This window comes from Pseudomonas sp. FW300-N1A1 (genome assembly GCF_058789115.1).
This window is the reverse complement of the sequence record NZ_JBYTBK010000010.1, coordinates 115,038-140,518: the sequence shown is the minus strand read 5'-3', so window position 1 is coordinate 140,518 and position 25,481 is coordinate 115,038. Positions and strand designations below refer to the sequence as shown.

Below are 25,481 nucleotides of genomic sequence, written 5' to 3'. Positions count from 1 at the left end.
TTGAGCCTGCGCTCTCTGGCGACTTTCTCCGAGACTCTGGCCGCGCATCGCTACCATCTGCAGGCCGGTCCCATTGCCCGCTCGACACTGTCGGATGCCTTGAACAAGCGTGACTACCGGCCGTTCCAGGACCTCTGCGAACTCCTGTTACGCGGCGTCAGTCACCAGCAGCGCAAGGCCGTCGGCGCCATGGTCAGCTTAATTGACTCCACGTCCATTACCTTGCGCGGACCTCACTTCGATGATTGGACTACCGCGACGAAAACCCGCATTACACAAGGTCTCAAAGTGCATGTAGGGCTGGATCTCGCGCAGTTGGCCCCGGTCTACGTGAACATTACTCCCGCCAACGTCAACGACCTGAGTGACGCGTTGGACATGCCGATTCAGGCCGGCATGACCTACGTCTTTGACAAGGGCTACTGCGATTACAACTGGTGGCACCAGTTGCAGACCAAGGGGGCTCTGTTTGTTACCCGGTTGAAGAAAAACGCCAATATCAAGGTGCTGCACGAGCACTCAAACGTGGCCGAACACAGCGTGGTCATGGCCGATGAAGTCGTAAAGTTCGGCAAGAAGCATCTGGGCGGCAATCGTCTGAATGACTACCGGGAAGAGCCGGTAAGACGCGTCGTGGTTAAGCGCGAGGGGCATGCAACGCCGTTGATCCTGGTGACCAACGACTTCGCGAGAACCGCTGAAGAAATCGCTGATTTGTACAAAGATCGTTGGAAAATCGAGCTGTTTTTCAAGTGGATCAAGCAACATCTGAAACTTAAACGCTTCTATGCCTTCTCCGAAAACGCCGTGCGCCTACAGATCTACAGCGCCTTGATCAGCTACCTGTTGTTGCATCTTTTTCACCATCGCTCAGGGTTCCCCGGCTCGTTATTTGAACTGACGGTTCGCATCGCTCATGCCCTGCATGAACGGCCGGCTACCCAAGAATTCAAAGAGCGACGAAGGCAGGAGCGAGAAAAGCTGAAGGCCGCCCAAGGCAGCCTTCAGCTATGAAACATGTTTACCGGACACTAGTGACGCTCTGCGTGGGAATACAGCCCGTGACGCTCCGCGTCACGGGACGCAGGGCATCCCTGTAGGCATTCCCACGCGCGAGCGCAGGAATGATCGGAAGGTGTATTCAAAGCACCGGCGTGGTCTTGTCTTTGATGACGGTGGTCGGGCCATTGGTCTTGACGCTGGCAATGCCTTTGTCCCGGGCGGCTTCCGAGGAATACGCCTCGCTGTTGCCGATGACCTGATGATTGGCCGCCTTGAGATTGAAGTAAGGATGGCCGTCCTTGGTGGCTTTTTTCTCGTAGCGATCATCCAATGGGCTATTGGTCTGCACCGAGGCGATGCCGTTGTCGGCGGCGGTACGCGTGGTGTAAAGCTCGCTGGTGAGAATGGTTTCGGCGTTGGCCGCTTTCAGCACGAAGCGGAATTGGCCATTGCTGCTTTTACTCAACTCATACCATCCAGACATGCGTCTGCTCCTGTCGATTGAAATGGCGGGGGATTACGACTCTGAAGTAAAGCCCTTCCTCGGCGTTTAGCCAGTTCAAATTTCCGGGTGCCGGTGCGCGGGAGTTCAGATAGCCATGGCGGGCCTCCCGACACAGAGGCCCGCAAGATTATTTGACCGCCGCACGCACCACTGACAACCCGGGCGCCTGCTCCCGCCGCTGACTCAGGTAACGGGTGCAACTGACCCGCAGGAACGAGGCGAAGTTCACCACTTCACCTCGATAGTCCATCACCTCTTCATAGAGCTTGGCGATCAACTGATTGGTGGTCATGCCATCCATTTCAGCGATCTCGCTGAGAATGTCCCAGAACTGGTTTTCCAGGCGCAGCGTGGTCACCACCCCGCAGATGCGCAGTGAGCGCGAGCGTGACTCGTACAGAATCGGGTCGGCTTTGACATAGAGCTCGCACATGCGCAGGCCTCCGCTTACAAGGTGATGGTCGTGCCCAGCAGACCGAGGAACCCGGCCAGCCAGCTCGGGTGCGCCGGCCAGGCAGGTGCCGTCGCCAGATTGCCCTGAACGTGGCCTTGCGTCACCGGGATGTCGATGAACGTGCCACCGGCCAGCCGTACTTCCGGTGCACAGGCCGGATACGCGCTGCATTCGCGCCCTTCCAGAATCCCCGCCGCCGCCAGCAATTGCGCACCGTGGCAGACCGCGGCAATCGGTTTTGCGGCCTGGTCGAAGGCTTGCACCAGTTGCAGGACCTTGTCGTTCAAGCGCAGGTACTCAGGCGCGCGACCACCGGGCACCAGCAACGCGTCGTAGTCCGCGGCGTCGACCTTGGCGAAGTCAAAGTTCAGGGCGAACAGGTGACCGGGTTTTTCGCTGTAGGTCTGGTCGCCTTCAAAGTCGTGGATCGCGGTGCGCACAGTCTGCCCGGCGGTTTTGTCCGGGCACACCGCGTGTACCGTGTGACCGACCATCAGCAGTGCCTGGAACGGCACCATCACTTCGTAGTCTTCGACGTAATCGCCAACCAGCATCAGAATCTTTTTCGCAGCCATGGGGAGGACTCCTCTGGATGAATCGTGGGCACAACGGAGTATTCAAGGTAGTCCCGATCAGGCGGGGGTGGGTAATAACCAGCTACTACGTAGTGCTGCACACGATTTATGAACCACAGAGTTTTCTGTGGCGAGCGAGCTTGCTCGCGCTGGACTGCGTAGCAGTCCCAATACAACCAACAAGATGTGTCAGGTAGGCCGCATGCAGCGTTATGGCGGCTGCGCCACCGAGCGGGAGCAAGCGCCCTCGCCACATGATCGGTGCACGTCAAAACTGTACGGATAACTCTGCACCTGACTGTAACAGCGCAGCCTGCACGGTTTGTGGCTAGATGAAGGCATCTCCCACCCCCTTCGCTTCTGGTTGCCGTCATGTCCTCACGCGAAAATACCGGCATGCTCCTGGGCCTGCTCGGCGTCATCATCTTCAGCCTGACCCTGCCCTTCACCCGGATCGTCGTGCAAGAACTGCACCCGCTGCTCAACGGTCTGGGCCGCGCGCTGTTCGCGGCGATTCCAGCGGCCGTGTTGTTACTGTGGAACCGGGAAAAATGGCCCACCTGGCGGCAGGTCAAAGGTCTGTCGCTAGTGATCGCCGGGGTGATTCTCGGGTTTCCCGTGCTCTCGGCCTGGGCCATGCAAACCCTGCCGGCGTCCCACGGTGCCCTGGTCAATGGCCTGCAACCGCTGTGCGTGGCGCTGTATGCCGCCTGGCTGTCCCATGAACGCCCGTCGAAAGCCTTCTGGGCCTGTGCCGCATTGGGCAGCGCACTGGTACTGGGTTACGCGCTGATCAGCGGCGCCGGGAGTATTCAGGCCGGTGACTGGCTCATGCTCGCAGCCATTGCCGTCGGTGGGCTGGGTTATGCCGAAGGTGGTCGCCTGGCCAGGGAGATGGGCGGCTGGCAAGTGATCTGCTGGGCACTGGTACTGTCGACTCCCCTGTTGATCGGCCCCGTGTTGTACCTGGCCTTGCAGCATCAGGGCGAGATTTCCGCCAAGACCTGGTGGGCCTTTGGCTACGTGTCACTGTTCTCGCAGTTCATCGGTTTTTTTGCCTGGTATGCCGGGCTGGCCATGGGTGGCATTGCCCGGGTCAGTCAGATCCAGTTGCTGCAGATCTTCTTCACCATCGCGTTCTCGGCACTGTTCTTTGGCGAACAGGTCCAGCCGATCACCTGGTTGTTCGCCGCCGGGGTGATCGTGACGGTGGTGTTGGGACGCAAGACCGCGATACGGCCAGCGCGCGCGGCCACGGCGTAGCCACACGAGCGGGCATCACGCCAGGTAGCCGTCAGCCCGCAGCAGGGTTTCCAGGCAATGTTCGCTGATGTGATAGAACGCCTTGAGCTCCTGGATTTTCACCAACAGCTGGGCCGGATCCACCGGTTCGGCACGCTTGACCGCCAGGATCATCTTGTTCTTGTTGGTATGGTCCAGGGAGATGAACTCGAAGACCTTGGTTTCATAACCGCAGGCTTCAAGGAACAGCGCCCGCAGGCTGTCAGTGACCATCTCTGCCTGTTGGCCAAGGTGCAAACCGTATTGCAGCATCGGCTTGAGCAGTGCCGGGCTCTGGATTTGCAGGCGAATCTGCTTGTGGCAGCACGGCGAGCACATGATGATCGACGCGCCCGAACGGATGCCGGTATGGATCGCGTAATCCGTGGCGATATCGCAGGCATGCAGAGCAATCATCACGTCCAGCTCACTGGGCGCCACGCTGCGCACGTCACCGCACTTGAACACCAGCCCCGGATGCTCCAGGCGCGCGGCCGCGGCGTTGCACAGGCTGACCATGTCTTCACGCAACTCAACGCCGGTCACCACGCCTTCAGCCTTCAAGGTATTGCGCAGGTAATCGTGAATGGCGAAGGTCAGGTAGCCCTTGCCCGAGCCGAAATCCGCCACCTGTACCGGCTTGTCCAGCGCCAGCGGTGAGGAGGTCAGTGCATGGCTGAACACTTCAATGAACTTGTTGATCTGCTTCCACTTGCGCGACATCGCCGGGATCAACTCGTGCTGCTTGTTGGTCACGCCCAGGTCGGAGAGGAACGGCCGGTTCAAGTCCAGGAAACGGTTTTTCTCGCGATTGTGGTCCGCCGAAGGCACCTCACGCAGTTGCTGCGGCTTGCTCTTGAACAGCGAGCTCTTGCCCTTCTTGCTGTACTCAAGCTGGGCTTCATCGGTCAGCGACAGCAGATGGGCGTTCTTGAACGACTGCGGCAACAGCCCGGCAATCGTTGCCACGCCCTCTTCCACGGGGAAGTTCTTGGTAATGTCGCGGGTCTTGTAGCGATAGACGAAGGACAGGCACGGCTGATCCTTGACGCTCAGTTGCTTGACGATGATGCGCTGCAAGTCCATTTCGTCACCGACATACTTGGCCAACACCAATTTGATGAACGCGCTCTGCGCCAGGCTGCTGGTCAACAGGTCGATGAACTGCGCGTGATGATCCGGCGTGAGGCTGGCGGGAGTTGCAGTAACGGACATGTAAGAAGCGCCTCGGGCGGTACGAATCGGGGGAATGGCGGTATTTTAGGGGGGATAACGGTTTAGGGCACGGGGTTATTTTTCATCAGGTCCGGCAAGCGCGATCCAGGACCTGATGACTCGGCCAAAAAGCCTCAGGGTTCCACCAACCGGAGTTTACGATTGGCAGGGGCGTTGATCACGTATTTGACAATCAGCCCCACCGGCACCGCCCAGGTCAGGCCGCTGGCCGGATCAGTAACCACCGCCACGGTTTCGGAACTGGCCGCGATATCCAGGCGTCGGCGATCGTGGCTGGACTTGAGTATTCCGTAGGCATGGCTCACCAGCCTCTCCGCCAGATGCATCGGCACGTCGACGCTCTGCAAGTGCTTCACTGCGCGACAGAACAGCACCTGGTCATCAATGAAACCATCGCCCTCATACCTAGCCAGAAACGCCTGGGCAATGTCCAACAATTCCTCATGCACATCCGGATATTCATCGATTGCCTTCATGCTCACGACTCCACAGGTGCTTCCATCGATGGTTCGCTCACCACAACAGGTCGCGCGGCGCGACGCAGGTCGGGTCCGGCGCAAGGCAAGTGCACGGCCGGGTTGGGCATGCCGCTGGGCGACAGTTCATGGGTCATCTCGAACTCCGCCCGCACCGACCAGCCACAGGCTTCCGAGGTGCATTGCAAATACGCCACCCGCAAGAAAATATGACGGCCCTCGCTGGTTCGGATGCGCATCCTGCTCAGGCAATGGGGACAGACCATTTTGTAGGTACTCATGCTTGACTCCCGATTGTCATCTGGTGGCAATCAACTTGATCAAACACAATACTGCCTGACGCATTGATGGGCCTTGCCCGGTGATACGAAAAACGTCTGCCAGACATAAGGAAGTGCAGTAAGCAGACGCACAATTGATATGAGCCAAGCTCGTAGGAAATCCCCCTGATACTATTAGGAAGCTTCGTCATCGTATTCTTCTGATTCATAGTTGATAGTTGATCACCCATAAAAAGTACTCATTTCGCATAAGTTAGGCACTCGAAAAACATATGTCAAAAGGAAGAGGCTCAAATTGCGTAGCAAAAAATCACAAGCTGTCCTCGCTCGATTGAAGCAAATTACCGGTACAATAACCGATACCTCTTTGTCTTCTGCATTGCAGGTCAGCCCTCAAACCCTCAGCAGCTGGAAAGGACGCGACAGCATTCCGTACGCATTATGCGTAGACATAGCGCAAGCACGAGATGTATCCCTGGACTGGCTGCTGTTAGGTCAAGGCCCCATACAACGGCAAGCGCATGCCAACCACACTGAACACACTCAAGCCAGTACAACACGCGAACATACGATTCTCGCGCTATGGCGATTACTCAATGAAGATGATCGCTGCGCGATACAAAGTGCACTGGAAGAAAAAAAGCGCCTGCGCGAACTGGAACTAAAGCTTGCGGAGATTGCCTCGCATCTTTCAACATCTCACACCTTCGGTGACACATGAAGTCATAAACCACTCAACCCTTATCACTTCAAGGCACGCCATAAGACAACAATGTTTCCACCGCTACGAATAATCAGAGCACATAATAAAACGCTGATTAACGTGTGCCATTTGCTCACCGGCTGAAGTGCCAGCATTACATCGATACCGGCCAGGCAGAGTATCCCCCCGCACAGACTGGTCAATAGCCTGTCTCGCCAGCAGTGGTGCTCTTCGTCGCGCGGGTAACAGGCCAGCCTGAATGCGCTGAGCAAATGCGCCGAGGCGGTGATGCAGACTAGAACAAGCATCCCTCCCGCCATCATCCTCGCCCCCTCAAATGCCGGATAATCTCCGCGATACCGGCCCCGTCGACCCACTGCATTATTTTGATACTGATCGGAATGACGATCAGCGCGCACAGGAATGCCGTCACGCCGCCGGTCAGAAAGGGCGCCAGCGACAACGCCACGGGGGTGAACAGGTAGCCCACCCCCGCTGACAACATCAATGAAGCAATGCGTTGCCAGGCCTTGAAGTCACTGCGTGTGGTCGTCACCAGCCAGGCGCCGAGAGTGGCGCCAAACAGTGCCTCGCCATCAATCACGGGCAATGTCGCCGCCATGCCCAAGCCCAGCAACAGGCCACTGACACTGTTATAGGCCGAATCAGTCAGGCTCATGGGCACCTCGCCTGCGCGCACTGGCGACAGTAATCACCCCCCCTTCAATGGCCTTGAACAAGGCGGCACTGCGAGACGTCACCGCGAACTTGCGGCGAATGTTATTGAAGTGAAAGTTGATCGTGGTTTCCGAGCAATTCTGAATCCTGGCGATCTCCCAGGAGGTTTTCCCCCGAGAGCACCACAGCAGCGCTTGCGTCTCTTTGGCGGTCAGCATGACCGGCGCAGGTTTTGCCTCACCTGCAGAGGCCGCACAGCCAACAGAATCGAGTGGTTGATGTGTTGACATGACATGAACTCCCTCTACGTCGGAACCCCTGTGGTCAGGGCGTTCCCGGATAAAGAGAGAGGGTGGAGATCGGGCGGCGCCCGGGCAACGAGCGCCCGTTGTAGCGTGGAAACCTACAGAACCTAGTCGAGCACTACCAGGCGATTGGGTAGTTCGTTACGCACATGGGTCACCGGTACATGCACCTTGAGCAACTCGCCACAGGCCTCGATGCAGTTCACGAAGCCCTGCAATGTCTGCCCCTGCTTCACTTGCTGGGTGAAGGTCGCGACGATGGCGTCCCAGTTGGTGTTGTCCAGGCGCCTGGAGATCCCCTCGTCCACCAGGATTTCCACATAACGCTCGGCCTCGCAGACGAAAATCAGCATGCCGGTACTGCCCACGGTGTGGTGCAGGTTTTGCTCCAGAAACTGCCGGCGTGCCAGGTTAGAAGCACGCCAATGGCGCACTGAACGCGGGATCAAGTGCGTGGTGATCGACGGGATCCGGAACACCAGGCACAAGACGATGAAGCTTGCCCACTGCACCAGCAACAGCGTGTGCATACTCAGCCAGCCGGAAAGGTAGTGCACGATTCCCGGCACGACCAGCGCCACCAGGCTGGCCCACAACAGCGGAATGTAAGTGTAGTCGTCGGCCCGGGCCGCCAGCACGGTGACCAGCTCAGCGTCGGTGTCGCGTTCGACCCGGGCTATCGCCTCGGCGACCTGACGCTGTTCGTACTCACTCAGTAGTGCCATGGTTTTGAATGCTCGTTCATTGTTGTTTTCACCAGCCGCCCGACGAACCGCCGCCACCGAAACTGCCCCCACCGCCGCTGAAGCCGCCACCCCCTCCCGAGCCGCCGCCAAAGCCGCCACCGCCAAACCCGCCCGATCCCCCGCGACCGCCGCCACTGGGCAGGATGCCGAGCATCTGGCAAACAAACAGGGTGAGGATAAACAGCAGGACCAGAAATACAAACACGCCCGGATGCTGCGCGACAAAGTCACCGCCGCGCTGCTCGCCCGAGTCGTAAGCCGTGGTCGGTTCATCCAGCGGGCTGCCACCCAGTACCACCAGCATCGCCGACACACCGTCGCTGATGCCCTTGCTGAAATTCCCGGTCTTGAACGCTGGCGTGATCACCTGGTTGATGATCACCGAACTCTGCGCATCGGTCAGTCGGTCTTCCAGGCCATAGCCGACTTCGATACGCAGCTTGCGCTCATCCCGTGCAACGATCAGCAAGGCGCCGTTATTCTTGTCCTTCTGCCCGATTCCCCAGTAACGTCCCAGCTGATAACCGTAGTCATCGATGCTGGTGCCTTGCAGATCGGATAACGTCACCACCACCAACTGCTCACCCGTGGCCTGCTCATGAGCCTGGAGTTGCTGGCTCAATTGCTCGCGCACTGATGGCTCGATCAGTTGGGCGTTGTCCACCACCCGCCCGGTCAATGCCGGGAACTTGAGCTCGGCCTGCGCGGTGATGGCAAACACCCAGAGCACCAGCACCAGGCTCATTTTCAAGACGCGCATGGGCACCTCATCCCTCGTGAATTGGGGTGTATCCCGACGGCACGCGTATCACCGCCGGGAGCCTGCGCCTGTCAGAACTTCACTTGCGGGGCTTTATCGGCATCCGGGCTGGTGGCCTCGAAGGTCTCGCGCAACGGCAAGTCGCTGTACATCACGCTGTGCCAAAGACGGCCCGGAAAGGTGCGAATTTCAGTGTTGTACTTCTGCACTGCGAGGATGAAATCACGACGCGCCACACCGATGCGGTTTTCCGTGCCTTCGAGTTGCGATTGCAGCGCCAGGAAGTTCTGGTTGGCCTTCAGGTCCGGGTAGCGCTCGGACACCACCATCAAGCGGCTCAAGGCGCCGCTGAGTTGATCCTGGGCCTGCTGGAACTGCTTGAGCTTTTCCGGGTTGTCGAGGGTGCTGGCGTCCACCTGGATGGCGGTGGCCTTGGCCCGGGCCTCGATGACCGCGGTCAGGGTGTCCTGTTCATGCTTGGCATACCCCTTGACCGTCTCCACCAGATTGGGAATCAGATCGGCGCGACGCTGGTACTGGTTCTGCACTTGCGACCAGGCCGCCTTGGCCTGCTCGTCGAGGGTCGGAATGGTGTTGATGCCGCAGCCGGACAGAACCGCTGTCAGCAGCATCAGGACCGCCACTTGCCAGCCCGAGCGATAGCGCTGTTGTTCATTCATCTGAGTGATGCTCCCTTGCCCTGCGCGATGGAAATAGCCCGCAATCCTTCATTGCTGTCTCTTGGGGCATAATCTGCCCCCGCCACTGGATTGCATCGAGCCAATCGGCTAAAAGGTGCCCAGCGCGAGTTCCGAAGTTTGCGGTATTTACCCGAACAACAATAGTCGCTCCCTAAATTTTGGCTGACCGATGCGTATTCACTGCCGTCGCTTGGGCTTTTGAGAAAACTATTCATGAAGAAGCTGTGTTTGCTGGGCCTGACCATCGGCCTGGCCAGTCACTCGGTATTGGCCGACACAAAGCCTGCCCCGATTGAAAACAAGGACGCTTTCGTCAGCAACCTGATGAAGCAGATGACCCTGGACGAAAAGATCGGCCAATTGCGCCTGATCAGCATCGGCCCGGAAATGCCCCGCGAGCTGATCCGCCAGGAAATCGCCGCCGGTAAGATCGGCGGTACGTTCAACTCGATCATCCGCCCGGAAAACCGTCCGATGCAGGACGCGGCCATGCGCAGCCGACTGAAAATCCCGATGTTCTTTGCCTATGACGTGATCCACGGCCACCGGACGATTTTCCCGATCCCCCTGGCCCTGGCCTCGAGCTGGGACATGGACGCCATTGGCCTGAGCGGACGCATTGCTGCAAAAGAAGCCGCCGCCGACAGCCTCGACATCACCTTCGCGCCCATGGTCGACATCTCCCGCGACCCCCGCTGGGGCCGTACCTCTGAAGGGTTTGGCGAGGACACCTACCTGGTGTCGCGCATCGCCCAGGTGATGGTCAAGGCCTACCAGGGCACCGGCCTGATCGGCGCCGAGAACATCATGGCCAGCGTCAAGCACTTTGCCTTGTATGGCGCGGTGGAAGGCGGTCGCGACTACAACATCGTGGACATGAGCCCGGCCAAAATGTACCAGGACTACCTGCCGCCCTACCGCGCCGCGATTGATGCTGGCGCGGGTGGCGTGATGGTGGCCCTGAACTCGATCAACGGCGTACCGGCCACCGCCAACACCTGGCTGATGAAGGACCTGCTGCGCAAGGAGTGGGGCTTCAAAGGGCTGGCGGTCAGTGACCACGGCGCAATTTTCGAGCTGATCAATCACGGCGTGGCCCGCGACGGTCGTGAAGCGGCGAAGCTGGCGATCAAGGCCGGCATCGCCATGAGCATGAACGACAAGCTCTACTCTACCGAACTGCCAAGCCTGCTCAAGTCCGGCGAAATCCAGCAGAGCGACATCGATAGCGCGGTGCGTGAAGTGCTCGGCGCCAAGTACGACATGGGCCTGTTCAAGGACCCGTACCTGCGCATTGGCAAGGCCGAGGACGATCCGCTCGACACCTATGCCGAGAGCCGCATGCATCGTGCCGAAGCCCGTGACGTCGCCCGGCGCAGCATGGTGTTGCTGAAGAACCACAACGAAACCCTGCCGCTGAAGAAAACCGCGAAGATCGTCCTGGTCGGCCCGCTGGCCAAGGCGCCGATCGACATGATGGGCAGTTGGGCGGCGGCCGGTCGACCGGCGCAGTCGGTCACCCTGTTCGATGGCATGACCCGTGCCCTCGGTGATCAGGCCACTCTGGCCTACGCCCGTGGCGCCAACATCACCTCGGACAAGAAGGTTGTCGACTACCTGAACTTCCTCAACTTCGATGCCCCGGAAGTGGTCGACGATCCGCGTTCGGCGCAGGTCATGATCGACGAAGCGGTGAAAGCCGCGCAGAAGGCTGACGTCATCGTCGCGGCCGTGGGCGAATCCCGTGGCATGTCCCACGAGTCGTCGAGCCGCACCGACCTGAATATCCCGAGCAACCAGCGCGACCTGATCAAGGCCCTCAAGGCCACCGGCAAACCGCTGGTACTGGTGCTGATGAACGGCCGTCCACTGACGATTCTCGAAGAAAACGAACAGGCCGATGCGATCCTCGAAACCTGGTTCAGTGGCACCGAAGGCGGCAACGCCATCGCGGACGTGCTGTTCGGCGACTACAACCCGTCCGGCAAGCTGCCTATCAGCTTCCCGCGTTCGGTGGGGCAGATTCCGACCTACTACAACCACCTGACCATCGGCCGCCCGTTTACCCCCGGCAAACCGGGCAACTACACCTCGCAATACTTCGATGACACCACCGGCCCCCTGTATCCGTTTGGCTACGGCCTGAGCTACACCCGCTTCAGCCTGGCGGACATGGCCCTGTCGTCGACCACACTGAACAAGACCGGAAAGATCGATGCCCGCGTCACCGTCAAGAACACCGGCAAGCGCGACGGCGAAACCGTGGTGCAGTTGTACCTCCAGGATGTCACCGGCTCGATGATCCGTCCGATCAAGGAACTGAAAAACTTCCAGAAAGTGATGCTCAAGGCCGGGGAACAGAAAGTCATTCACTTCAACATCGAAGAGAGCGACCTGAAGTTCTACAACAACCAACTCCAGTACGCGGCAGAACCTGGCACGTTCAACGTGCAGATCGGCCTCGACTCCGCGGACGTGACGCAACAGAGCTTCGAGTTGCTTTAACGCACATCAACGGTAGGAGCGAGCTTGCTCGCTCCTACAATGACCGCCGATGTACTCACGCCGTTCGTTTCCGTGGCGAGCGAGCTTGCTCGCGCTGGTGCGCGAAGCGCCCCCAACAAGACGATCGCAGTCTTTCAGGCAACACTCGGTGACCGGTTTTGGGGCTGCTGCGCAGCCCAGCGCGAGCAAGCTCGCTCGCCACGGGACACGTGTTCAGCATCTCCGCGCCTGACAAAGCAGCCATGCGACCGAGACCATGACTCCCCACTGGCTTGCGGTGTTTGGGAGGCTGAGTTCAGCCCCGCCGATCCAGCAGATTGACCACCACCCGGTCCACCCATCCCCACACCCGCTGCTTGACCCGTTTCCACAACGGTCGCCGTTGCCATTCCTCAAGGCTGACCCGCTGACTCAAGGCGAAGTCATTCTCGAAGCTCGTCGCCACCGCCAGCGTCAGCGCCGGGTCGATGGCCTCCAGATTGGCTTCCAGGTTGAAGCGCAGATTCCAGTGATCGAAATTGCACGAGCCGATGCTGACCCAGTCATCCACCAGGACCATCTTCAGGTGCAGAAAACACGGCTGGTACTCGAAAATTTTCACGCCGGCCTTGAGTAGCCTTGGGTAGTAGCGATGCCCGGCGTAACGCACCGATGGGTGATCGGTACGCGGCCCGGTGAGTAACAGGCGTACATCGATGCCCCGTGCGGCGGCCTTGCGCAGCGAACGACGAACCTTCCAGGTCGGCAGGAAATACGGCGTAGCCAGCCAGATCCGCTGTTGACCGCTGTTCAAGGCACGGAACAGCGACTGCAGGATGTCCCGGTGTTGACCGGCGTCGGCGTACGCCACCCGGCCCATGCCCTGCCCCGCTGACGGCACCCGGGGCAGGCGCGGCAAACCGAAGTGTGGGGAGGGTTTCCAGGCTCGACGGTGGCGGTTGGCGATCCATTGCCGGTCAAACAGCAACTGCCAGTCGAGCACCAGGGGGCCGCTGATTTCCACCATGACCTCATGCCACTCGCTGGTGTCGTGACCCGGCGTCCAGAACTCATCCGTGACACCGGTACCACCGACCACCGCCAGCGTCTGATCGACCAATAGCAATTTGCGGTGATCGCGGTAGAAGTTGCCCAACCAGCGCCGCCAGTTCAGGCGATTGTAAAACCGCAACTCGACACCGGCGGCCATCAGCCGTTGGCGCAAGCTCAGGGTAAACGCCAGGCTGCCATAGTCATCGAACAGGCAGCGCACCCGCACGCCGCGCTCGGCGGCCTGCACCAGCGCCTGGACCATGGCCTCGGCACACGCCCCCGCCTCCACCAGATAGAGCTCCAGTTCGACTTGCTCTTGGGCGCGGGCAATCGCCACCAGCATTCGTGGAAAAAACTGCGGACCGTCGATCAGCAGCTCGTAACGGTTGCCATCGCGCCAGGGGAACACTGCGCCGCGCATGTCAGCGCGCCGTAAAAATCAGTACCGCGCCCACCGGTACCGACAGGCTGATCGCCGACAGACCGGCAACCTGGCGCAAGCGCTCCAGCCCCGGGGCGAGGTTGAAATCCTCGGCGCTGATGACCACGGGCTCAAGGGTGACCACTTGAAAGCGCCGGTCATCCAGACGGGTCGCCAACAGCTCGGCGTTGTACTGGTGTTGTTGGCCGTGAAGGCTGACGGTCAGCGGCAAGCGCAACTCCAGCTGCGCGCCGGGGGCCAGATCGTTGATCGGTCGCAGATCGATCTGTGCCGTGATCAGGGCTTCGGGAAAGGTCTGAATCTCGAACAGCTCCTTGCGCATGCGCTCATCGCGTAGCGGAATGCCGCTGTTGATCGACTCCAACTCGACCTCGACTTGCGCCAGGCCCTTGGGATCGACCTTACCGTGCAGCACCAGAAAGCGCTGAACTTCGGAGATATTGGCGTTCTTGGTGGAAACGAACGACAGCCGTGAAGACTCACCGTCCAGATACCAGTTGGCGTGGGCCGGCATGGTTGCAAACAGCAACGGCAAGCAGGCCAGGGAGGTGCAGCAGAACCGCTTGAACATAGAAACTCATGGGCAAGTAAACCTGAGCCGAACCTTAGCCTGAGTCGAGGCGCTTGCAAACAGCGCCGGGCAAAAGAGCTAGGGCATCAGGCGGCAGCCCTGACGCGCACCGAGCCAGGCCGCCGTGTTGCTGCGCCCCATGCCACTGGCCGTGACCCGCTTATGCTCGGTGTCATCGATGAATCCGTTGATGGGCACGTACTGCTTCACATAACCCAGGCAATAGTCCGCCGGCTGATGGGCCACATAGCGACACGAACAATACTCCTTGGCGGTGTAGGCGCTGATGATGTCCGGGAACGCCCATAATGCGACCCGCTGCTGCCAGCCCCACCCCAGCAGCACGACCATCGCTACCCACATCAACGTGAGCCAGGGTCGACGACGAACGAAACCGCGCATCATGGCTGCGCCTTCTGCGCAAAGGCCGCCCGCGCGCGCTTGAGCAATTCGTTGTGCCGATAACTGCCATCACGGTCATCGCCATAGCGCACGATCACCAGGTTTTCACCGGGCAGCACATACAGCGCCTGCCCCCAGTGCCCGAGGGCGGCGAAGGTCTCTTCGGGCGCGTCCGGCCAAGGGCTTGGCGCGCCATCAACCGCTCGGTTAAGCCACCAATGCCCCCCCGGTACCGCAGCGTCCTGATGGGCCCGGTACCCGGCGAATGGCTGGAGGCTGAACGCGACCCAGTCCCTGGGCAGCAACTGGCGCTCGCCCCAACGACCGTTGCGCTGCATCAGCAGGCCGATACGCGCCAGGTCACGGGCCGTCATGTAGACATAGGACGAAGCAACAAAAGTGCCGCTGGCATCGGTTTCCCACACGGCGCTGCGGATCCCCAGCGGCTCGAACAGCACACGCCAGGGATAGTCGGCATAACGTTGCGCCCCCACCATGGCCTTGAGCGCGGCGGCCAACAGATTGCTGTCACCGCTGGAGTAACGAAAGTGCTGGCCCGGCGGGCTGAACGGATCATGGCCGGCCGTAAAGGCGGCCATGTCGGCGTGACCGCGGGTATACAGCATGGCCACCACGGAAGAGTTCAGCGGTGCGTACTCGTAATCTTCCTGCCAATCCAGCCCCGATGCCCAGTGCAGCAGATCGGCAAGGGTCACGCCCGGATGACGCTGCATCGGCGGATAAAACTTCGCGACCGGGTCCTGCAACCGCAACAACCCTTCGCCATAGGCCACCCCCAGCAGGGCGGCCAGCAGGCTCTTGCTGACCGACCAGGTCAGGTGCGGGGTGTCGGCGGTCGAGGGGGCGGCGTAGCGCTCGTAAATCAACTGACCGTCGCGAATCACCAGCAAGGCATCGGTGCGAATGCCTTTGCGGGAGACGTCGTCCCGAGGAGTGAAGGCGTACTCCTCCAGCGCTTGAAGCGCAGGCCCGCTGACCTTGGGGCCAGGTGGCCATTGATCGGTGGGCCAGCTTTCGGCGCACACCGAACAGCTGACCAACAGCATCAACAGCAGGGACAAGCCTTTGAACATGACGAGGGCTCGGCGAATTGAATCTGCTGAGCCTAGTCGAGATCAATGACAGTTCGAAATCAGGTGGCCCGCGATCCTGCCCGTCACTTCAACGAAACATCCACCAACGCCTTGGCCAGCCGCTTGGCCCTGGCGCCCGCCGCCAGATCCAGCACCGCCTGATCCCTTACCCACAGCGCCGCCCACTCGGCGGGGCCAGCGGCAAAGGCTGCATTGAGCGCCACCTTCAAACCGTCAAACTGCGCAAACAAACCACCCAGCAGCACATGGCCGGCGCTGCTGTCGGGTGGCTGGCGACCGGCTTCCGCGCACCCGGCCAGCAGCGCCAGCAACTGCAGTTGCAGCGATTGCGTCCAGCCACAGTCCTGGCCGACACCATACAGCCAAGCGCTCATGGCGCTGAGCACATAGAGGTCTTCGAGGGTCCTGAAAGGCTTGACGTAGGCATCCCAGCCATCGCCGGCCAACAGTTCACAGGCGGCATTTTCGAGGTACAGCCGACCGTGGCTGATGTCCGGCATCAACGGTATCGCCGGCAATTTTTCCACCCGGACGCCGGACTCTCCGCGGTACACCACCGCCAGGCTCAGGCGGGGAGACTCGCCCGCCTCCTCGCTGCGCGCTGCCACCAGCATCCAGTCCGCCGCATTGCCCGCGGTAACGAAATCCTTGCGCCCGCTCAAGCGCAAGTCGACCAGGCGGGTTTGCATGTCGGCCGGTCGCAGGCTGCGCTGTTCGGTCGCACACAAGGCACCCAGACTGTGCGGTGCGCTGGGCCATAACATGCGCAACGCGGCCTGGTACCCCACCAGGAAGGCCAGCCCCGGCGTCGCCATCATGCGCCCGCCGTGCACCGCCAACTCGAAGGGCGAGACCCCGCCCAGGACGTCCAGCAAATTCGCGTAACCCTCGGCCAGGTCAGGGTTTGCGGGCAGTCGCGCAGTGCAGTTCAACAGGGCTTGCCAAGGCATAACGGGGTCCTCAAGGGCTGTCACACAAGCATCACCAAAACTTCATGGCGATGACACCGGGGCTACATAGCCTGACTTTGCACAACAAAGTCGATCGACTGCAACCCACGATGGGTGCGCAGCCCGTACGGAGACTCGCAATGACTCAGATCGCACGCATCAGCGACACCGGCACTGAACGCCGCCTGCAAGCCGAACGCCTGATCGGCCCCCAGGCACTGCAGCAAGCCCAGGCCCTGCGTTTCAGCGTATTCAGCGGCGAGTTCAACGCCAAACTCAAAGGCGCGGAACGGGGTCTGGACATGGATGACTATGATGTTCACTGCACCCACATCGGAGTCCGTGACTTGAACACCGGGCGCCTGGTGGCCACCACCCGTCTGCTCGACCACCAGGCCGCCAGCAACCTGGGGCGTTTCTACAGCGAAGAAGAATTCAGCCTGCATGGCCTGGTGCACCTGCAAGGCCCGATCCTGGAGATCGGGCGGACCTGCGTCGACCCGGCCTACCGCAACGGTGGCACCATCGCAGTCCTGTGGGGCGAACTGGCCGAAGTGCTGAACCAGGGCGGCTACAGCTACCTGATGGGTTGCGCGAGCATTCCGATGCAGGACGGCGGGATCCAGGCCCAGGCGATCATGCAGCGCCTGCGCGAACGCTACCTGTGCACCGAGCACCTGCGCGCCGAGCCGAAGAAGCCTCTGCCGAACCTCGACATCCCGTCCAACGTGATCGCCGAAATGCCTCCACTGCTCAAGGCCTACATGCGCCTGGGCGCGAAGATCTGTGGCGAACCGTGCTGGGACGAGGACTTCCAGGTCGCCGACGTGTTCATTCTGCTCAAGCGCGATGAGTTATGTCCACGTTACGCCAAGCACTTCAAGGCGGCCGTATGATGAGCCGCCTGCGGGTGTACGCGCGGATAGCGCGGGTGCTACTGGTGGTGGCGCTGGGCCTGAGCATGGCGGCGCTGTTCGGCCTGTTCGAACGCCTGGGCCTGGCCAACTCCATGGTGCGGCGCCAACGCTGGTCGCGCTTTTTCATGACCCGCCTGAGCAATGCCCTGCCGTTTCGCGTCACGGTGCACGGTGACGTGCCGCAACGGCCGATGCTCTGGATCAGCAACCACGTGTCCTGGACCGACATTCCCTTGCTGGGCATGCTCACGCCCCTGTCGTTCCTGTCCAAGGCCGAAGTGCGCACCTGGCCGGTTGCCGGCTGGCTCGCGGCCAAGGCCGGCAGCCTGTTCATTCGCCGGGGCGCGGGTGACAGCCAACTGGTGCGCAAACAGATGAGTCGCCACCTGGAGCGCCAACACCCGCTGGTGATATTCCCGGAGGGCACGACCACCGATGGTCGCTCGTTGCGCACCTTCCATGGCCGTTTGTTGTCGGCGGCCATCGACGCGGACGTGGCGCTGCAACCGGTGGCCATTCGTTATCTGCGTGATGGTCAGATCGACACACTGGCCCCCTTCATCGGTGACGACGATCTGCTTTCACATCTGATGCGCCTGTTCGCCAACGATCAGGGCGACGTGCACATCCACCTGCTCAAACCGATTGCCTGCCACGGCCAGGAACGGGCGGCACTGGCGTTCGCCGCACAGCAGGCGGTGCAAAAGGTGTTGTTCGGTGAAGTTCCAAAACCAGCACAGCCCGTCCCTTCGCGCCCGGCCATCGCCGCCTGACACAGGCTCCCAGCGGGTACAAAAAACTCTGTGGGAGAGCGCCGGGCGGTGCTCTCCCACATTAGCGCTGCACTGTCAGTTGGCTTTGCGCAAACACCTGGAGCTGCGGATAGAACAACCGAAAGTCCTCACTCAACGGCTCATACAACCGTTCCAGTTCCTGCATCGCCGCCGCCAGTTCTTCCGGACGCGACAAGCGTCGCGAGATCCCGCGCAACACTTGATCCAGCACCGCAAACTCCCGGTACGAACCCAACCAGTCGTCCGCGGCCATGTACGGCGCGATCTGCGCCAACCGCCCCGGCAACTGTGGTTCGGCGGCAAGCACCCGGTAAACATCCGCGGTGAAATGCGCAAGCGATGAGTCGGCGTACAGCGCCCAATCCCGCGCCAGGCAGTGGTCGAAAAACACATCGAGCACGATCCCGGCATAACGCCGCCGGGTCAGGGTAAATCGCGACAACGCGACATCCACCAGCACATGGCGGTCGGTGAACGCATCGATGTGTCGATGCAGGGTGATGGCGTGCTCGATCTCCGGGTTGAACTGCCCGTGCAGCCGGCCTTTGACAAAATCGCCATACAAACTGCCGAGCAATTGACCGGGACGCTGGCCACCGAGGTGAAGATGTGCGAGATAGTTCATGGTGCATAGCTTAGCACCGCACCTAACATATCGTTATAACTCGATATACCGATTTATGCTGGCATCAGATCAAAATCATATTGGTATATCGCGAAATACCGATTTAAAGTTCGCTTCATCGCGATATAACGTTGTACCCAACCCGAGCACTGCCATGTCCACCATTGACCTCGACGAAATAATAAAAGCCCTGGCACACCCAGTACGGCGAGACATCCTCAACTGGCTGAAAGACCCCGCGACCGCCTTTCCCGATCAAGAGCACAGCACCGACTTCGGCGTCTGCTGCGGACAAATCGATAAACGCTGCGGCCTGTCGCAGTCGACTGTCTCCGCGCACCTGGCGACCTTGCACCGCGCGGGCCTGATCCGCAGCCAGAAGGTCGGCCAATGGCACTTCTACAAACGTAACGAGGACACCATCCAGGCCTTCCTCGACACCTTAGGCAAAGAGCTCTGAGGAGCTCATAAAGGATCCAACCATGCCCCTCTCGCTTCTCATCCTGGCCTTGAGCGCCTTCGCCATCGGCACCACCGAGTTCGTCATCATGGGCTTGTTGCCCGATGTGGCGGCCGACCTCGGCGTATCGATTCCCGGCGCAGGCTGGCTGGTGACCGGCTACGCCCTGGGCGTGGCCATCGGTGCCCCCTTCATGGCAATGGCTACCGCCAAACTGCCACGCAAGGCGGCACTGGTCGCGTTGATGGGCATATTCATCGTCGGCAACCTGTTGTGCGCCATGGCCAGTGACTACAACGTGCTGATGTTTGCCCGTGTGGTCACGGCCCTGTGCCATGGCGCGTTCTTCGGTATCGGTTCGGTGGTTGCCGCCAGCCTGGTGCCCGCCAACAAGCGCGCGTCGGCCGTGGCCCTGATGTTCACCGGCCTGACGCTGGCCAACGTACTGGGTGTGCCATTGGGTACCGCGCTGGGTCAGGAAGCCGGCTGGCGCTCGACGTTCTGGGCCGTGACGGTGATTGGCGTGATCGCGCTGATTGGCCTGATCCGCTTCCTGCCGGCCAAGCGTGATGAAGAAAAACTCGACATGCGCGCCGAACTGGCGGCCCTCAAGGGGGCCGGGATCTGGCTGTCGTTGAGCATGACCGTGCTGTTCTCCGCCTCCATGTTCACCCTCTTCACCTACGTCGCGCCGTTGCTCGGCGATGTCACCGGTGTCTCGCCCAAAGGCGTGACCTGGACCCTGCTGCTGATCGGCCTTGGCCTGACCCTGGGCAACATCGTCGGCGGCAAGCTGGCGGACAAGCGCCTGGCGGCGACCTTGATCGGCGTATTCGTGTCCATGGCGGTGATCTCCACCGTACTGAGTTGGACCAGCGTCGCCGTGATCCCGACCGAAATCACCCTGTTCCTCTGGGCTACCGCTGCCTTTGCCGCAGTACCTGCACTGCAAGTCAACGTGGTGGCCTTTGGCAAGGCCGCGCCCAACCTGGTGTCGACCCTGAACATTGGCGCGTTCAACCTCGGCAACGCCCTGGGTGCCTGGGTCGGTGGCAGCGTCATCGCCCACGGCTTCGGCTTGACCAGCGTGCCCCTGGCCGCCGCCGCGCTGGCCGTCCTGGCCCTGCTGGTGACCCTGGTTACTTTCCGTCAGAGCGGCGATGCCGAACTGGCACCCGCGACAAACTGATCATTTAAAGAAGGGTTGTATTTCATGACGACTATTTTCGATCCCATCACGCTCGGCGACCTTACCCTCGAAAACCGCATCATCATGGCGCCACTGACCCGCTGCCGCGCCGACGAAGGCCGCGTGCCCAACGCCTTGATGGCCGAGTACTACGTACAACGCGCCTCCGCCGGCCTGATCCTCAGCGAAGCCACGTCCGTGACGCCGATGGGGGTTGGCTACCCGGATACGCCGGGCATCTGGTCCAACGACCAGGTGCGGGGCTGGAGCAACGTGACCAAAGCCATTCACGGCGCAGGCGGCAAGATTTTCCTGCAACTGTGGCACGTTGGCCGGATCTCCCACCCGACCTACCTGGACGGTGAAACGCCGGTGGCCCCGAGCGCCGTCCAGCCAAAAGGCCACGTCAGCCTGGTTCGCCCGTTGGCCGACTACCCGATGCCGCGCGCCCTGGAAACCGCTGAAATCGAAGACATCGTCGACGCTTACCGTGTGGGGGCGGAAAACGCTAAAGCCGCCGGTTTCGACGGCGTGGAAATCCACGGTGCCAACGGCTACCTGCTCGATCAGTTCCTGCAAAGCAGCACCAACCAGCGCACCGACCACTACGGCGGCTCCCTGGAAAACCGTGCACGCCTGTTGCTAGAAGTGACTGACGCGGCCATTGAGGTCTGGGGGGCAGGTCGTGTGGGTGTGCACCTGTCGCCACGTGCCGACAGCCATGACATGGGGGACGACAACCTGGCCGAGACGTTCATCTACGTGGCCCGTGAACTGGGCAAGCGTGGCATCGCCTTCATCTGCTCCCGCGAGAAGGAAGCCGGCGACAGCCTCGGCCCACGCTTGAAAGAAGCCTTCGGCGGCCCGTACATCGCCAACGAACGCTTCACCAAGGACAGCGCCAACGCCTGGCTCGCCAGCGGCAAGGCCGATGCGGTCGCCTTCGGCGTTCCGTTCATCGCCAACCCCGACCTGCCTGCCCGCCTCAAAACCGACGCACCGCTCAACGAAGCGCGCCCGGAACTGTTCTATGCCAAGGGCCCGGTCGGTTACATCGACTACCCAACGCTGTAAATAACCCGCTCTTGTCTCCAAGGCCTCCGCTCACTAGAGCCGAGGCCTTTTTTGTATTCTAAGCCTCGAATACAACGCCTGTCCTTACTCATAAAACCAAACAACAAACGCCCCCTCACCGCACACCCTCTTTACTGTTTCGCCCCACCCACAGCAACAAAAACTAATAACTCATTCGATATCGCACATTGATTAACTTGCACTCCCAAACAACAATCAACTTAAACCCCAAAAAACCAAACATCACTTTAAATGGAATTAAACCGATGCCACCGCTCATCAAAACCATCACAACTGGACTGATACTCACGCTCGCCATCAGTACTTCCAGCCTTGCGTCGAATGACAAATACAAGACCATCGAGCTTTCAGACGATCCTAACACCACCACAATCCACTACCACCTTAAAAACCTCACCATTAACAAAATGAGCATTTCGACCCCTTCAAAAAAACAAAGCAACGCCCCCTTCCCTCTCAGTCACTTCGATGTGCCTGCCAAAGGAAAATATGAGTACGCAGCCGATTTCCCTAAATACTTCAGCTCTATCGCTTTCAATGAAGCGACTGTACTGAGCGAAACATTTTCCTACGCCTCGGGCAACAAGGAATGCCAGTTCACCGCGTCGATCGAAGTCAGGCTTGAAAAACAAGGGGAGAGTGTCGAGCGCGTGCCGCACTGGTCAGGCAACGGTAAATCCACTGGTGTTGAGCCGGCTGACTGTTCAACAGAAATTCTTGAAGTGATGGACTCATTCCCATACAGCTTCAGCATTGAATTCAGTATCGAATAGCCAACCACTCGCCAATCGTTCAACCGGCACCACGAACCTGCCCATGACACTTCACGAGAGCCATATAAAAATGAACACATACAAAACCATCGCACTCGCACTGTTATTATTTTATTCAGTCAATGCCAACAGCATGACCAACACCGTCATCACCCTCAAACTGTCCAACAACACCTTTGGCACAATGAAAATGAAGAGTATCTCAGGTCTCGAGGTTCCATTGAATGGCCCCTTGATAATGTTCAATGTGGGGCCTGGCACAGTGGAGATCATCGACATACCTTATGCAAGACCCTTCACCCTCGACAGTTCGAACTGGCAACCCCGCAGAAACAAAGTCGCACCTGTCACCCTGGATCTTGAGTATGAAGTGCATGGCCATCGATGCCGATTAAAAACCCGAATGGATGCCCCGGTTGGTTACGGTGTTTTGGAGCCTGGCTATCAACCTGCCTGGAAGAGTACGGTCGAACCTTCCGGAAATGGGAAATACAAATGCAACGTGACTACATCAAGAAAGATGATGAAACCGCCCTTCAGTTACACCATTGAACTGAGCATCAATAAGTAAATATCTGGCGACTGGGGGCCACGCTAGCGTGCCCCCTTGACGAACCGCCGCCCCTCCCGGAAACAGGCCACACGCGCCTATCACCGCGGCGCTCAACAACCGGCGACTCACACTCAGTCACACACTCGACACAAATTCCCTACAAAATACGTAGCCCGCTACCTATCAAGCCGGCGTGTGTGCGTATATAAAAGCACCCCATCGCCGCAGGGCGAGCGAAGCGATGACGATGCCATCCTCCGGGTTGCCACAAGCGGACTCAATTACGCGGGTTGTCTTTCAGGCGCAGGCTGGGGCTCAAGCGCAGCATTTCCAGACCGGTGTCGACCCAGCGTTCGGCCTCCGTATGTAACTCAAAGGCGTCAGGAGCCAGCAGCCATTGGTACAGAATGCCATCGATGTAGGCGTGAATGCTCACCGCAGCACGGGCCGTATCGAGGTTTTCCGGCAATTGGCCACGATTGACCGCATTACGCAGTGCCAGCCCGATACGCGCATTACATTCCAGACTGAGCGTGCGACGTTGCTGGCGCAGATCACACATTTCATCAGTGAATTCACACTTGTGAAACAGAATCTCATTGATGCGTCGGGTCTTTGGGTCCAAGGCAACTTGATGAAACAAATGAATCAGCAGCTTGCGCATGCAGCCCAGCGGATCTTCTTCCTCTTCGCTTTCGCTGGCCCGTGCCATCTCGTCCAGCGGCTCATGCAAACTGTCGAGCATGGCCTGGACCAGGTCCGCCTTGTTGCTGAAATGCCAGTAGATGGCTCCCCGCGTCACGCCGGCCAGAGTCGCGATGTCCGCCAGCGTGGTGCGTGCAACGCCCCGCTCGTAAAAGGCTTTTTCTGCCGCTTCGAGTATCTGGCTTCGGGTTTCTTGAGCTTCCTCTTTGGTGCGACGGACCATGGCAGTAAAACCTCAATCAGGAATGCTTCAGCGATGCCTGAACATCATCTGAACAAATGTGGGGTGACCTCTTTCGGGTCGCATCCCCGGCCTACAATTCACGCCTTGAAACAGCTTTCGTAACCGAATGGGCAAGCAGTCAAGGTATTTACAAACAACCATGAACGTAAGTATATTCCTTAGCAAGCTACTTATCCACTCAGCGCCATTTTTTTACCTTTCCACCTTTCTAGTGCGCACTGTGCGTGCCTGACCCGAGGATCTTCATGCAATTCAAGCCAGCTGTTACCGCTCTGGTCACTGCCGTCGCCCTGGCAGCCCTGCTCAGCGGATGTAAAAAGGAAGAGGCGGCCCCTGCCGCGCAAGCCCCTCTGGTCGGTGTCGTTACCCTTGAAACCCAAGCCTTTACCCTGACCTCCGAACTGCCGGGTCGCACCACGGCCTACCGCATCGCGGAAGTTCGTCCACAGGTCAATGGCATCATTCTCAAGCGTCTGTTCAAGGAAGGCGGCGACGTCAAGGAAGGCCAGCAGCTCTACCAGATCGATCCTTCGGTCTATCAGGCGACCCTGGCCAGTGCGCAAGCCAACCTGCAATCGACCAAGTCGATTTCCGATCGCTACAAACAACTGGTCGACGAGCAAGCCGTGAGCCGTCAGGAGTACGACACCGCCCTGGCCAACCGCCTGCAATCGGAAGCCTCCCTGCAAACGGCCCAGATCAACCTGCGCTACACCAAGGTGCTGGCACCGTTGACCGGCCGCATTGGCCGCTCCAGCGTTACCGAAGGGGCGCTGGTGAACAATGGCCAGACCGACGCCATGGCCGTGATCCAGCAACTGGACCCGATCTACGTCGACGTCACCCAGTCCTCGGTCGAGCTGCTCGAATTGCGCCGTGAGCTGGAAAGCGGCCGCCTGCAAAAGGCTGGCGACAATGCCGCCATGGTCAAGCTGACCCTTGAAGACGGCAGCCAGTACAAGCAACAGGGCAAGCTGGAGTTCTCCGAAGTCACGGTTGACCAGGCCACCGGTTCCGTGACCCTGCGCGCCGTGTTCCCCAACCCTGACCACACCCTGCTGCCGGGCATGTTCGTGCACGCCCAGCTACAGGCCGGCGTGAACAGCGCTGCGATCCTGGCCCCGCAACAAGGCGTGACCCGTGATCTCAAAGGCACCCCCACTGCGCTGGTCGTCGGCCCGGACAACAAGGTTGAACTGCGTCAGCTCAAGGCCAGCCGCACCGTTGGCAACCAATGGCTGATCGAAGATGGCCTCAAGGCTGGCGATCGCCTGATCACCGAAGGCCTGCAATACGTCAAGCCCGGCGTTGAGGTCAAAGTCAGCGAAGCGACTAACGTAGCACCGAAGAACCCGGCCACCGCACAGGTAACAAACAAAGCTGCGGGCGGCAAAGGGGAGTAAACC

Annotated in this window: 30 protein-coding genes; 12 read left to right on the top strand and 18 right to left on the bottom strand. The window is 59.8% G+C overall.

Annotated features, from left to right (window positions below):
• Positions 1 to 1,014, top strand: a 1,014-nt coding sequence (locus tag AC3WQN_RS10085) for an IS4 family transposase (protein ID WP_492606939.1), incomplete at its 5' end; no start/stop codon positions are given.
• A 127-nt stretch (positions 1,015 to 1,141) separates the two neighbouring features.
• On the opposite strand, the gene AC3WQN_RS10080 is transcribed toward AC3WQN_RS10085, so the two are convergent.
• From AC3WQN_RS10080 to AC3WQN_RS10070, 3 genes are all read right to left on the bottom strand, one after another.
• The gene (locus AC3WQN_RS10080; RefSeq protein WP_103402351.1) at positions 1,142 to 1,486 is read right to left on the bottom strand and encodes a YegP family protein; all 345 of its coding nucleotides are present in this window, start codon (positions 1,484 to 1,486) and stop codon (positions 1,142 to 1,144) included.
• Positions 1,487 to 1,634: 148 nt separating this feature from the next.
• The gene (locus AC3WQN_RS10075; protein WP_103402352.1) at positions 1,635 to 1,940 is read right to left on the bottom strand and encodes a ribbon-helix-helix domain-containing protein; all 306 of its coding nucleotides are present in this window, start codon (positions 1,938 to 1,940) and stop codon (positions 1,635 to 1,637) included.
• Between the two features lie 14 nt (positions 1,941 to 1,954).
• Positions 1,955 to 2,536 (bottom strand): DJ-1/PfpI family protein, encoded by a 582-nt coding sequence (locus AC3WQN_RS10070; RefSeq protein ID WP_095082790.1) that lies wholly within the window; start codon positions 2,534 to 2,536, stop codon positions 1,955 to 1,957.
• Between the two features lie 372 nt (positions 2,537 to 2,908).
• Between AC3WQN_RS10070 and AC3WQN_RS10065 the strand changes: the two genes are divergently transcribed.
• On the top strand, positions 2,909 to 3,799 hold the full coding sequence (locus tag AC3WQN_RS10065) for a DMT family transporter (RefSeq protein ID WP_103402353.1): 891 nt from the start codon (positions 2,909 to 2,911) through the stop codon (positions 3,797 to 3,799).
• A gap of 15 nt (positions 3,800 to 3,814) precedes the next feature.
• Here the strand turns inward: AC3WQN_RS10065 and AC3WQN_RS10060 are convergent, their stop codons facing one another.
• The 3 genes from AC3WQN_RS10060 to AC3WQN_RS10050 all read right to left on the bottom strand — a co-directional run bounded on the left by AC3WQN_RS10060 (position 3,815) and on the right by AC3WQN_RS10050 (position 5,810).
• Positions 3,815 to 5,032 (bottom strand): class I SAM-dependent methyltransferase, encoded by a 1,218-nt coding sequence (locus AC3WQN_RS10060; protein ID WP_103402354.1) that lies wholly within the window; start codon positions 5,030 to 5,032, stop codon positions 3,815 to 3,817.
• Positions 5,033 to 5,166: 134 nt separating this feature from the next.
• Entirely contained in the window at positions 5,167 to 5,529 is a 363-nt protein-coding gene (locus AC3WQN_RS10055; protein WP_103402355.1) for a hypothetical protein, read from the bottom strand.
• Positions 5,530 to 5,531: 2 nt separating this feature from the next.
• Positions 5,532 to 5,810: an Ogr/Delta-like zinc finger protein gene (locus tag AC3WQN_RS10050; protein ID WP_103402356.1), complete on the bottom strand. Its 279-nt coding sequence runs from the start codon at positions 5,808 to 5,810 to the stop codon at positions 5,532 to 5,534.
• 295 nt (positions 5,811 to 6,105) lie between these two features.
• On the opposite strand from AC3WQN_RS10050, the gene AC3WQN_RS10045 reads away from it, so the two are divergent.
• Positions 6,106 to 6,531 carry a helix-turn-helix domain-containing protein gene (locus AC3WQN_RS10045; RefSeq protein WP_103402357.1) on the top strand — a complete coding sequence of 142 codons (426 nt, stop codon included), beginning with the start codon at positions 6,106 to 6,108 and terminating at the stop codon, positions 6,529 to 6,531.
• A 301-nt stretch (positions 6,532 to 6,832) separates the two neighbouring features.
• Here the strand turns inward: AC3WQN_RS10045 and AC3WQN_RS10040 are convergent, their stop codons facing one another.
• The 5 genes from AC3WQN_RS10040 to AC3WQN_RS10020 all read right to left on the bottom strand — a co-directional run bounded on the left by AC3WQN_RS10040 (position 6,833) and on the right by AC3WQN_RS10020 (position 9,682).
• Positions 6,833 to 7,192 (bottom strand): putative holin, encoded by a 360-nt coding sequence (locus AC3WQN_RS10040; RefSeq protein ID WP_103402358.1) that lies wholly within the window; start codon positions 7,190 to 7,192, stop codon positions 6,833 to 6,835.
• Positions 7,179 to 7,481 carry a helix-turn-helix domain-containing protein gene (locus AC3WQN_RS10035; protein WP_103402359.1) on the bottom strand — a complete coding sequence of 101 codons (303 nt, stop codon included), beginning with the start codon at positions 7,479 to 7,481 and terminating at the stop codon, positions 7,179 to 7,181. The genes AC3WQN_RS10040 and AC3WQN_RS10035 overlap by 14 nt, the downstream gene beginning before the upstream one ends.
• Positions 7,482 to 7,603: 122 nt before the next feature.
• On the bottom strand, positions 7,604 to 8,221 hold the full coding sequence (locus AC3WQN_RS10030) for a TPM domain-containing protein (protein ID WP_103402361.1): 618 nt from the start codon (positions 8,219 to 8,221) through the stop codon (positions 7,604 to 7,606).
• Positions 8,222 to 8,249: 28 nt separating this feature from the next.
• A complete protein-coding gene (locus AC3WQN_RS10025; protein WP_492589141.1) occupies positions 8,250 to 9,002 on the bottom strand; it encodes a TPM domain-containing protein in 753 nt (250 codons plus the stop codon).
• A 71-nt stretch (positions 9,003 to 9,073) separates the two neighbouring features.
• Positions 9,074 to 9,682: a LemA family protein gene (locus tag AC3WQN_RS10020; protein ID WP_103400231.1), complete on the bottom strand. Its 609-nt coding sequence runs from the start codon at positions 9,680 to 9,682 to the stop codon at positions 9,074 to 9,076.
• Between the two features lie 234 nt (positions 9,683 to 9,916).
• On the opposite strand from AC3WQN_RS10020, the gene bglX reads away from it, so the two are divergent.
• Positions 9,917 to 12,208 (top strand): beta-glucosidase BglX, encoded by a 2,292-nt coding sequence (gene bglX, locus AC3WQN_RS10015; protein ID WP_103400232.1) that lies wholly within the window; start codon positions 9,917 to 9,919, stop codon positions 12,206 to 12,208.
• 295 nt (positions 12,209 to 12,503) lie between these two features.
• On the opposite strand, the gene AC3WQN_RS10010 is transcribed toward bglX, so the two are convergent.
• The 5 genes from AC3WQN_RS10010 to AC3WQN_RS09990 form a co-directional block, all read right to left on the bottom strand.
• Positions 12,504 to 13,661 carry a phospholipase D-like domain-containing protein gene (locus AC3WQN_RS10010; RefSeq protein ID WP_103400234.1) on the bottom strand — a complete coding sequence of 386 codons (1,158 nt, stop codon included), beginning with the start codon at positions 13,659 to 13,661 and terminating at the stop codon, positions 12,504 to 12,506.
• 1 nt (position 13,662) lies between these two features.
• The gene (locus AC3WQN_RS10005; protein WP_103400235.1) at positions 13,663 to 14,253 is read right to left on the bottom strand and encodes a YceI family protein; all 591 of its coding nucleotides are present in this window, start codon (positions 14,251 to 14,253) and stop codon (positions 13,663 to 13,665) included.
• A 78-nt stretch (positions 14,254 to 14,331) separates the two neighbouring features.
• Positions 14,332 to 14,655 carry an amidase gene (locus AC3WQN_RS10000; RefSeq protein ID WP_371918504.1) on the bottom strand — a complete coding sequence of 108 codons (324 nt, stop codon included), beginning with the start codon at positions 14,653 to 14,655 and terminating at the stop codon, positions 14,332 to 14,334.
• Positions 14,655 to 15,749 carry a serine hydrolase domain-containing protein gene (locus AC3WQN_RS09995; RefSeq protein ID WP_103400237.1) on the bottom strand — a complete coding sequence of 365 codons (1,095 nt, stop codon included), beginning with the start codon at positions 15,747 to 15,749 and terminating at the stop codon, positions 14,655 to 14,657. The genes AC3WQN_RS10000 and AC3WQN_RS09995 overlap by 1 nt, the downstream gene beginning before the upstream one ends.
• 83 nt (positions 15,750 to 15,832) lie before the next feature.
• Positions 15,833 to 16,720, bottom strand: coding sequence for an acyl-CoA dehydrogenase middle domain-containing protein (locus tag AC3WQN_RS09990; protein WP_103400238.1), 888 nt, complete (start codon positions 16,718 to 16,720; stop codon positions 15,833 to 15,835).
• Between the two features lie 140 nt (positions 16,721 to 16,860).
• Between AC3WQN_RS09990 and olsB the strand changes: the two genes are divergently transcribed.
• Both olsB and AC3WQN_RS09980 read left to right on the top strand, forming a co-directional pair.
• On the top strand, positions 16,861 to 17,616 hold the full coding sequence (gene olsB, locus AC3WQN_RS09985; protein WP_103400239.1) for an L-ornithine N(alpha)-acyltransferase: 756 nt from the start codon (positions 16,861 to 16,863) through the stop codon (positions 17,614 to 17,616).
• Positions 17,616 to 18,410 (top strand): lysophospholipid acyltransferase family protein, encoded by a 795-nt coding sequence (locus AC3WQN_RS09980; RefSeq protein ID WP_103400240.1) that lies wholly within the window; start codon positions 17,616 to 17,618, stop codon positions 18,408 to 18,410. Before olsB ends, AC3WQN_RS09980 begins: the two co-directional genes overlap by 1 nt.
• 61 nt (positions 18,411 to 18,471) lie before the next feature.
• On the opposite strand, the gene AC3WQN_RS09975 is transcribed toward AC3WQN_RS09980, so the two are convergent.
• Positions 18,472 to 19,056 (bottom strand): acyl carrier protein phosphodiesterase, encoded by a 585-nt coding sequence (locus AC3WQN_RS09975; protein WP_103400241.1) that lies wholly within the window; start codon positions 19,054 to 19,056, stop codon positions 18,472 to 18,474.
• A gap of 154 nt (positions 19,057 to 19,210) precedes the next feature.
• On the opposite strand from AC3WQN_RS09975, the gene AC3WQN_RS09970 reads away from it, so the two are divergent.
• The 5 genes from AC3WQN_RS09970 (at position 19,211) to AC3WQN_RS09950 (ending at position 23,144) form a co-directional block, all read left to right on the top strand.
• On the top strand, positions 19,211 to 19,516 hold the full coding sequence (locus tag AC3WQN_RS09970; protein ID WP_095082753.1) for an ArsR/SmtB family transcription factor: 306 nt from the start codon (positions 19,211 to 19,213) through the stop codon (positions 19,514 to 19,516).
• Positions 19,517 to 19,538: 22 nt separating this feature from the next.
• Complete coding sequence (locus AC3WQN_RS09965; protein WP_103400242.1) at positions 19,539 to 20,705, top strand: MFS transporter; 1,167 nt, start codon at positions 19,539 to 19,541, stop codon at positions 20,703 to 20,705.
• Positions 20,706 to 20,729: 24 nt separating this feature from the next.
• A complete protein-coding gene (locus AC3WQN_RS09960) occupies positions 20,730 to 21,779 on the top strand; it encodes an alkene reductase (RefSeq protein WP_103400243.1) in 1,050 nt (349 codons plus the stop codon).
• Between the two features lie 266 nt (positions 21,780 to 22,045).
• Complete coding sequence (locus AC3WQN_RS09955; protein WP_103400244.1) at positions 22,046 to 22,573, top strand: hypothetical protein; 528 nt, start codon at positions 22,046 to 22,048, stop codon at positions 22,571 to 22,573.
• Between the two features lie 43 nt (positions 22,574 to 22,616).
• Entirely contained in the window at positions 22,617 to 23,144 is a 528-nt protein-coding gene (locus AC3WQN_RS09950) for a hypothetical protein (RefSeq protein ID WP_103400245.1), read from the top strand.
• Positions 23,145 to 23,403: 259 nt separating this feature from the next.
• On the opposite strand, the gene emhR is transcribed toward AC3WQN_RS09950, so the two are convergent.
• Entirely contained in the window at positions 23,404 to 24,054 is a 651-nt protein-coding gene (gene emhR / locus AC3WQN_RS09945) for an efflux system transcriptional repressor EmhR (RefSeq protein ID WP_103400246.1), read from the bottom strand.
• A gap of 266 nt (positions 24,055 to 24,320) precedes the next feature.
• Between emhR and emhA the strand changes: the two genes are divergently transcribed.
• The gene (gene emhA / locus AC3WQN_RS09940) at positions 24,321 to 25,478 is read left to right on the top strand and encodes an efflux RND transporter periplasmic adaptor subunit EmhA (protein WP_103400247.1); all 1,158 of its coding nucleotides are present in this window, start codon (positions 24,321 to 24,323) and stop codon (positions 25,476 to 25,478) included.
• The last annotated feature ends 3 nt before the right edge of the window (positions 25,479 to 25,481 follow it).

Coding starts and splice junctions, on each gene's coding strand:
- AC3WQN_RS09995 (WP_103400237.1), bottom strand. CDS start 15,749: ATGTTCAAAGGCTTGTCCCTGCTGTTGATGCTGTTGGTCAGCTGTTCG.
- AC3WQN_RS09970 (WP_095082753.1), top strand. CDS start 19,211: ATGTCCACCATTGACCTCGACGAAATAATAAAAGCCCTGGCACACCCA.
- AC3WQN_RS10020 (WP_103400231.1), bottom strand. CDS start 9,682: ATGAATGAACAACAGCGCTATCGCTCGGGCTGGCAAGTGGCGGTCCTG.
- AC3WQN_RS10080 (WP_103402351.1), bottom strand. CDS start 1,486: ATGTCTGGATGGTATGAGTTGAGTAAAAGCAGCAATGGCCAATTCCGC.
- AC3WQN_RS09980 (WP_103400240.1), top strand. CDS start 17,616: ATGAGCCGCCTGCGGGTGTACGCGCGGATAGCGCGGGTGCTACTGGTG.
- AC3WQN_RS09990 (WP_103400238.1), bottom strand. CDS start 16,720: ATGCCTTGGCAAGCCCTGTTGAACTGCACTGCGCGACTGCCCGCAAAC.
- AC3WQN_RS10070 (WP_095082790.1), bottom strand. CDS start 2,536: ATGGCTGCGAAAAAGATTCTGATGCTGGTTGGCGATTACGTCGAAGAC.
- AC3WQN_RS09960 (WP_103400243.1), top strand. CDS start 20,730: ATGACGACTATTTTCGATCCCATCACGCTCGGCGACCTTACCCTCGAA.
- AC3WQN_RS09950 (WP_103400245.1), top strand. CDS start 22,617: ATGACACTTCACGAGAGCCATATAAAAATGAACACATACAAAACCATC.
- AC3WQN_RS10075 (WP_103402352.1), bottom strand. CDS start 1,940: ATGTGCGAGCTCTATGTCAAAGCCGACCCGATTCTGTACGAGTCACGC.
- AC3WQN_RS10025 (WP_492589141.1), bottom strand. CDS start 9,002: ATGCGCGTCTTGAAAATGAGCCTGGTGCTGGTGCTCTGGGTGTTTGCC.
- AC3WQN_RS10040 (WP_103402358.1), bottom strand. CDS start 7,192: ATGAGCCTGACTGATTCGGCCTATAACAGTGTCAGTGGCCTGTTGCTG.
- AC3WQN_RS10000 (WP_371918504.1), bottom strand. CDS start 14,655: ATGCGCGGTTTCGTTCGTCGTCGACCCTGGCTCACGTTGATGTGGGTA.
- emhR (WP_103400246.1), bottom strand. CDS start 24,054: ATGGTCCGTCGCACCAAAGAGGAAGCTCAAGAAACCCGAAGCCAGATA.
- AC3WQN_RS10030 (WP_103402361.1), bottom strand. CDS start 8,221: ATGGCACTACTGAGTGAGTACGAACAGCGTCAGGTCGCCGAGGCGATA.
- AC3WQN_RS10035 (WP_103402359.1), bottom strand. CDS start 7,481: ATGTCAACACATCAACCACTCGATTCTGTTGGCTGTGCGGCCTCTGCA.
- emhA (WP_103400247.1), top strand. CDS start 24,321: ATGCAATTCAAGCCAGCTGTTACCGCTCTGGTCACTGCCGTCGCCCTG.
- AC3WQN_RS10055 (WP_103402355.1), bottom strand. CDS start 5,529: ATGAAGGCAATCGATGAATATCCGGATGTGCATGAGGAATTGTTGGAC.
- AC3WQN_RS10060 (WP_103402354.1), bottom strand. CDS start 5,032: ATGTCCGTTACTGCAACTCCCGCCAGCCTCACGCCGGATCATCACGCG.
- AC3WQN_RS09965 (WP_103400242.1), top strand. CDS start 19,539: ATGCCCCTCTCGCTTCTCATCCTGGCCTTGAGCGCCTTCGCCATCGGC.
- AC3WQN_RS10065 (WP_103402353.1), top strand. CDS start 2,909: ATGTCCTCACGCGAAAATACCGGCATGCTCCTGGGCCTGCTCGGCGTC.
- AC3WQN_RS10010 (WP_103400234.1), bottom strand. CDS start 13,661: ATGCGCGGCGCAGTGTTCCCCTGGCGCGATGGCAACCGTTACGAGCTG.
- AC3WQN_RS10005 (WP_103400235.1), bottom strand. CDS start 14,253: ATGTTCAAGCGGTTCTGCTGCACCTCCCTGGCCTGCTTGCCGTTGCTG.
- bglX (WP_103400232.1), top strand. CDS start 9,917: ATGAAGAAGCTGTGTTTGCTGGGCCTGACCATCGGCCTGGCCAGTCAC.
- olsB (WP_103400239.1), top strand. CDS start 16,861: ATGACTCAGATCGCACGCATCAGCGACACCGGCACTGAACGCCGCCTG.
- AC3WQN_RS09955 (WP_103400244.1), top strand. CDS start 22,046: ATGCCACCGCTCATCAAAACCATCACAACTGGACTGATACTCACGCTC.
- AC3WQN_RS10050 (WP_103402356.1), bottom strand. CDS start 5,810: ATGAGTACCTACAAAATGGTCTGTCCCCATTGCCTGAGCAGGATGCGC.
- AC3WQN_RS09975 (WP_103400241.1), bottom strand. CDS start 19,056: ATGAACTATCTCGCACATCTTCACCTCGGTGGCCAGCGTCCCGGTCAA.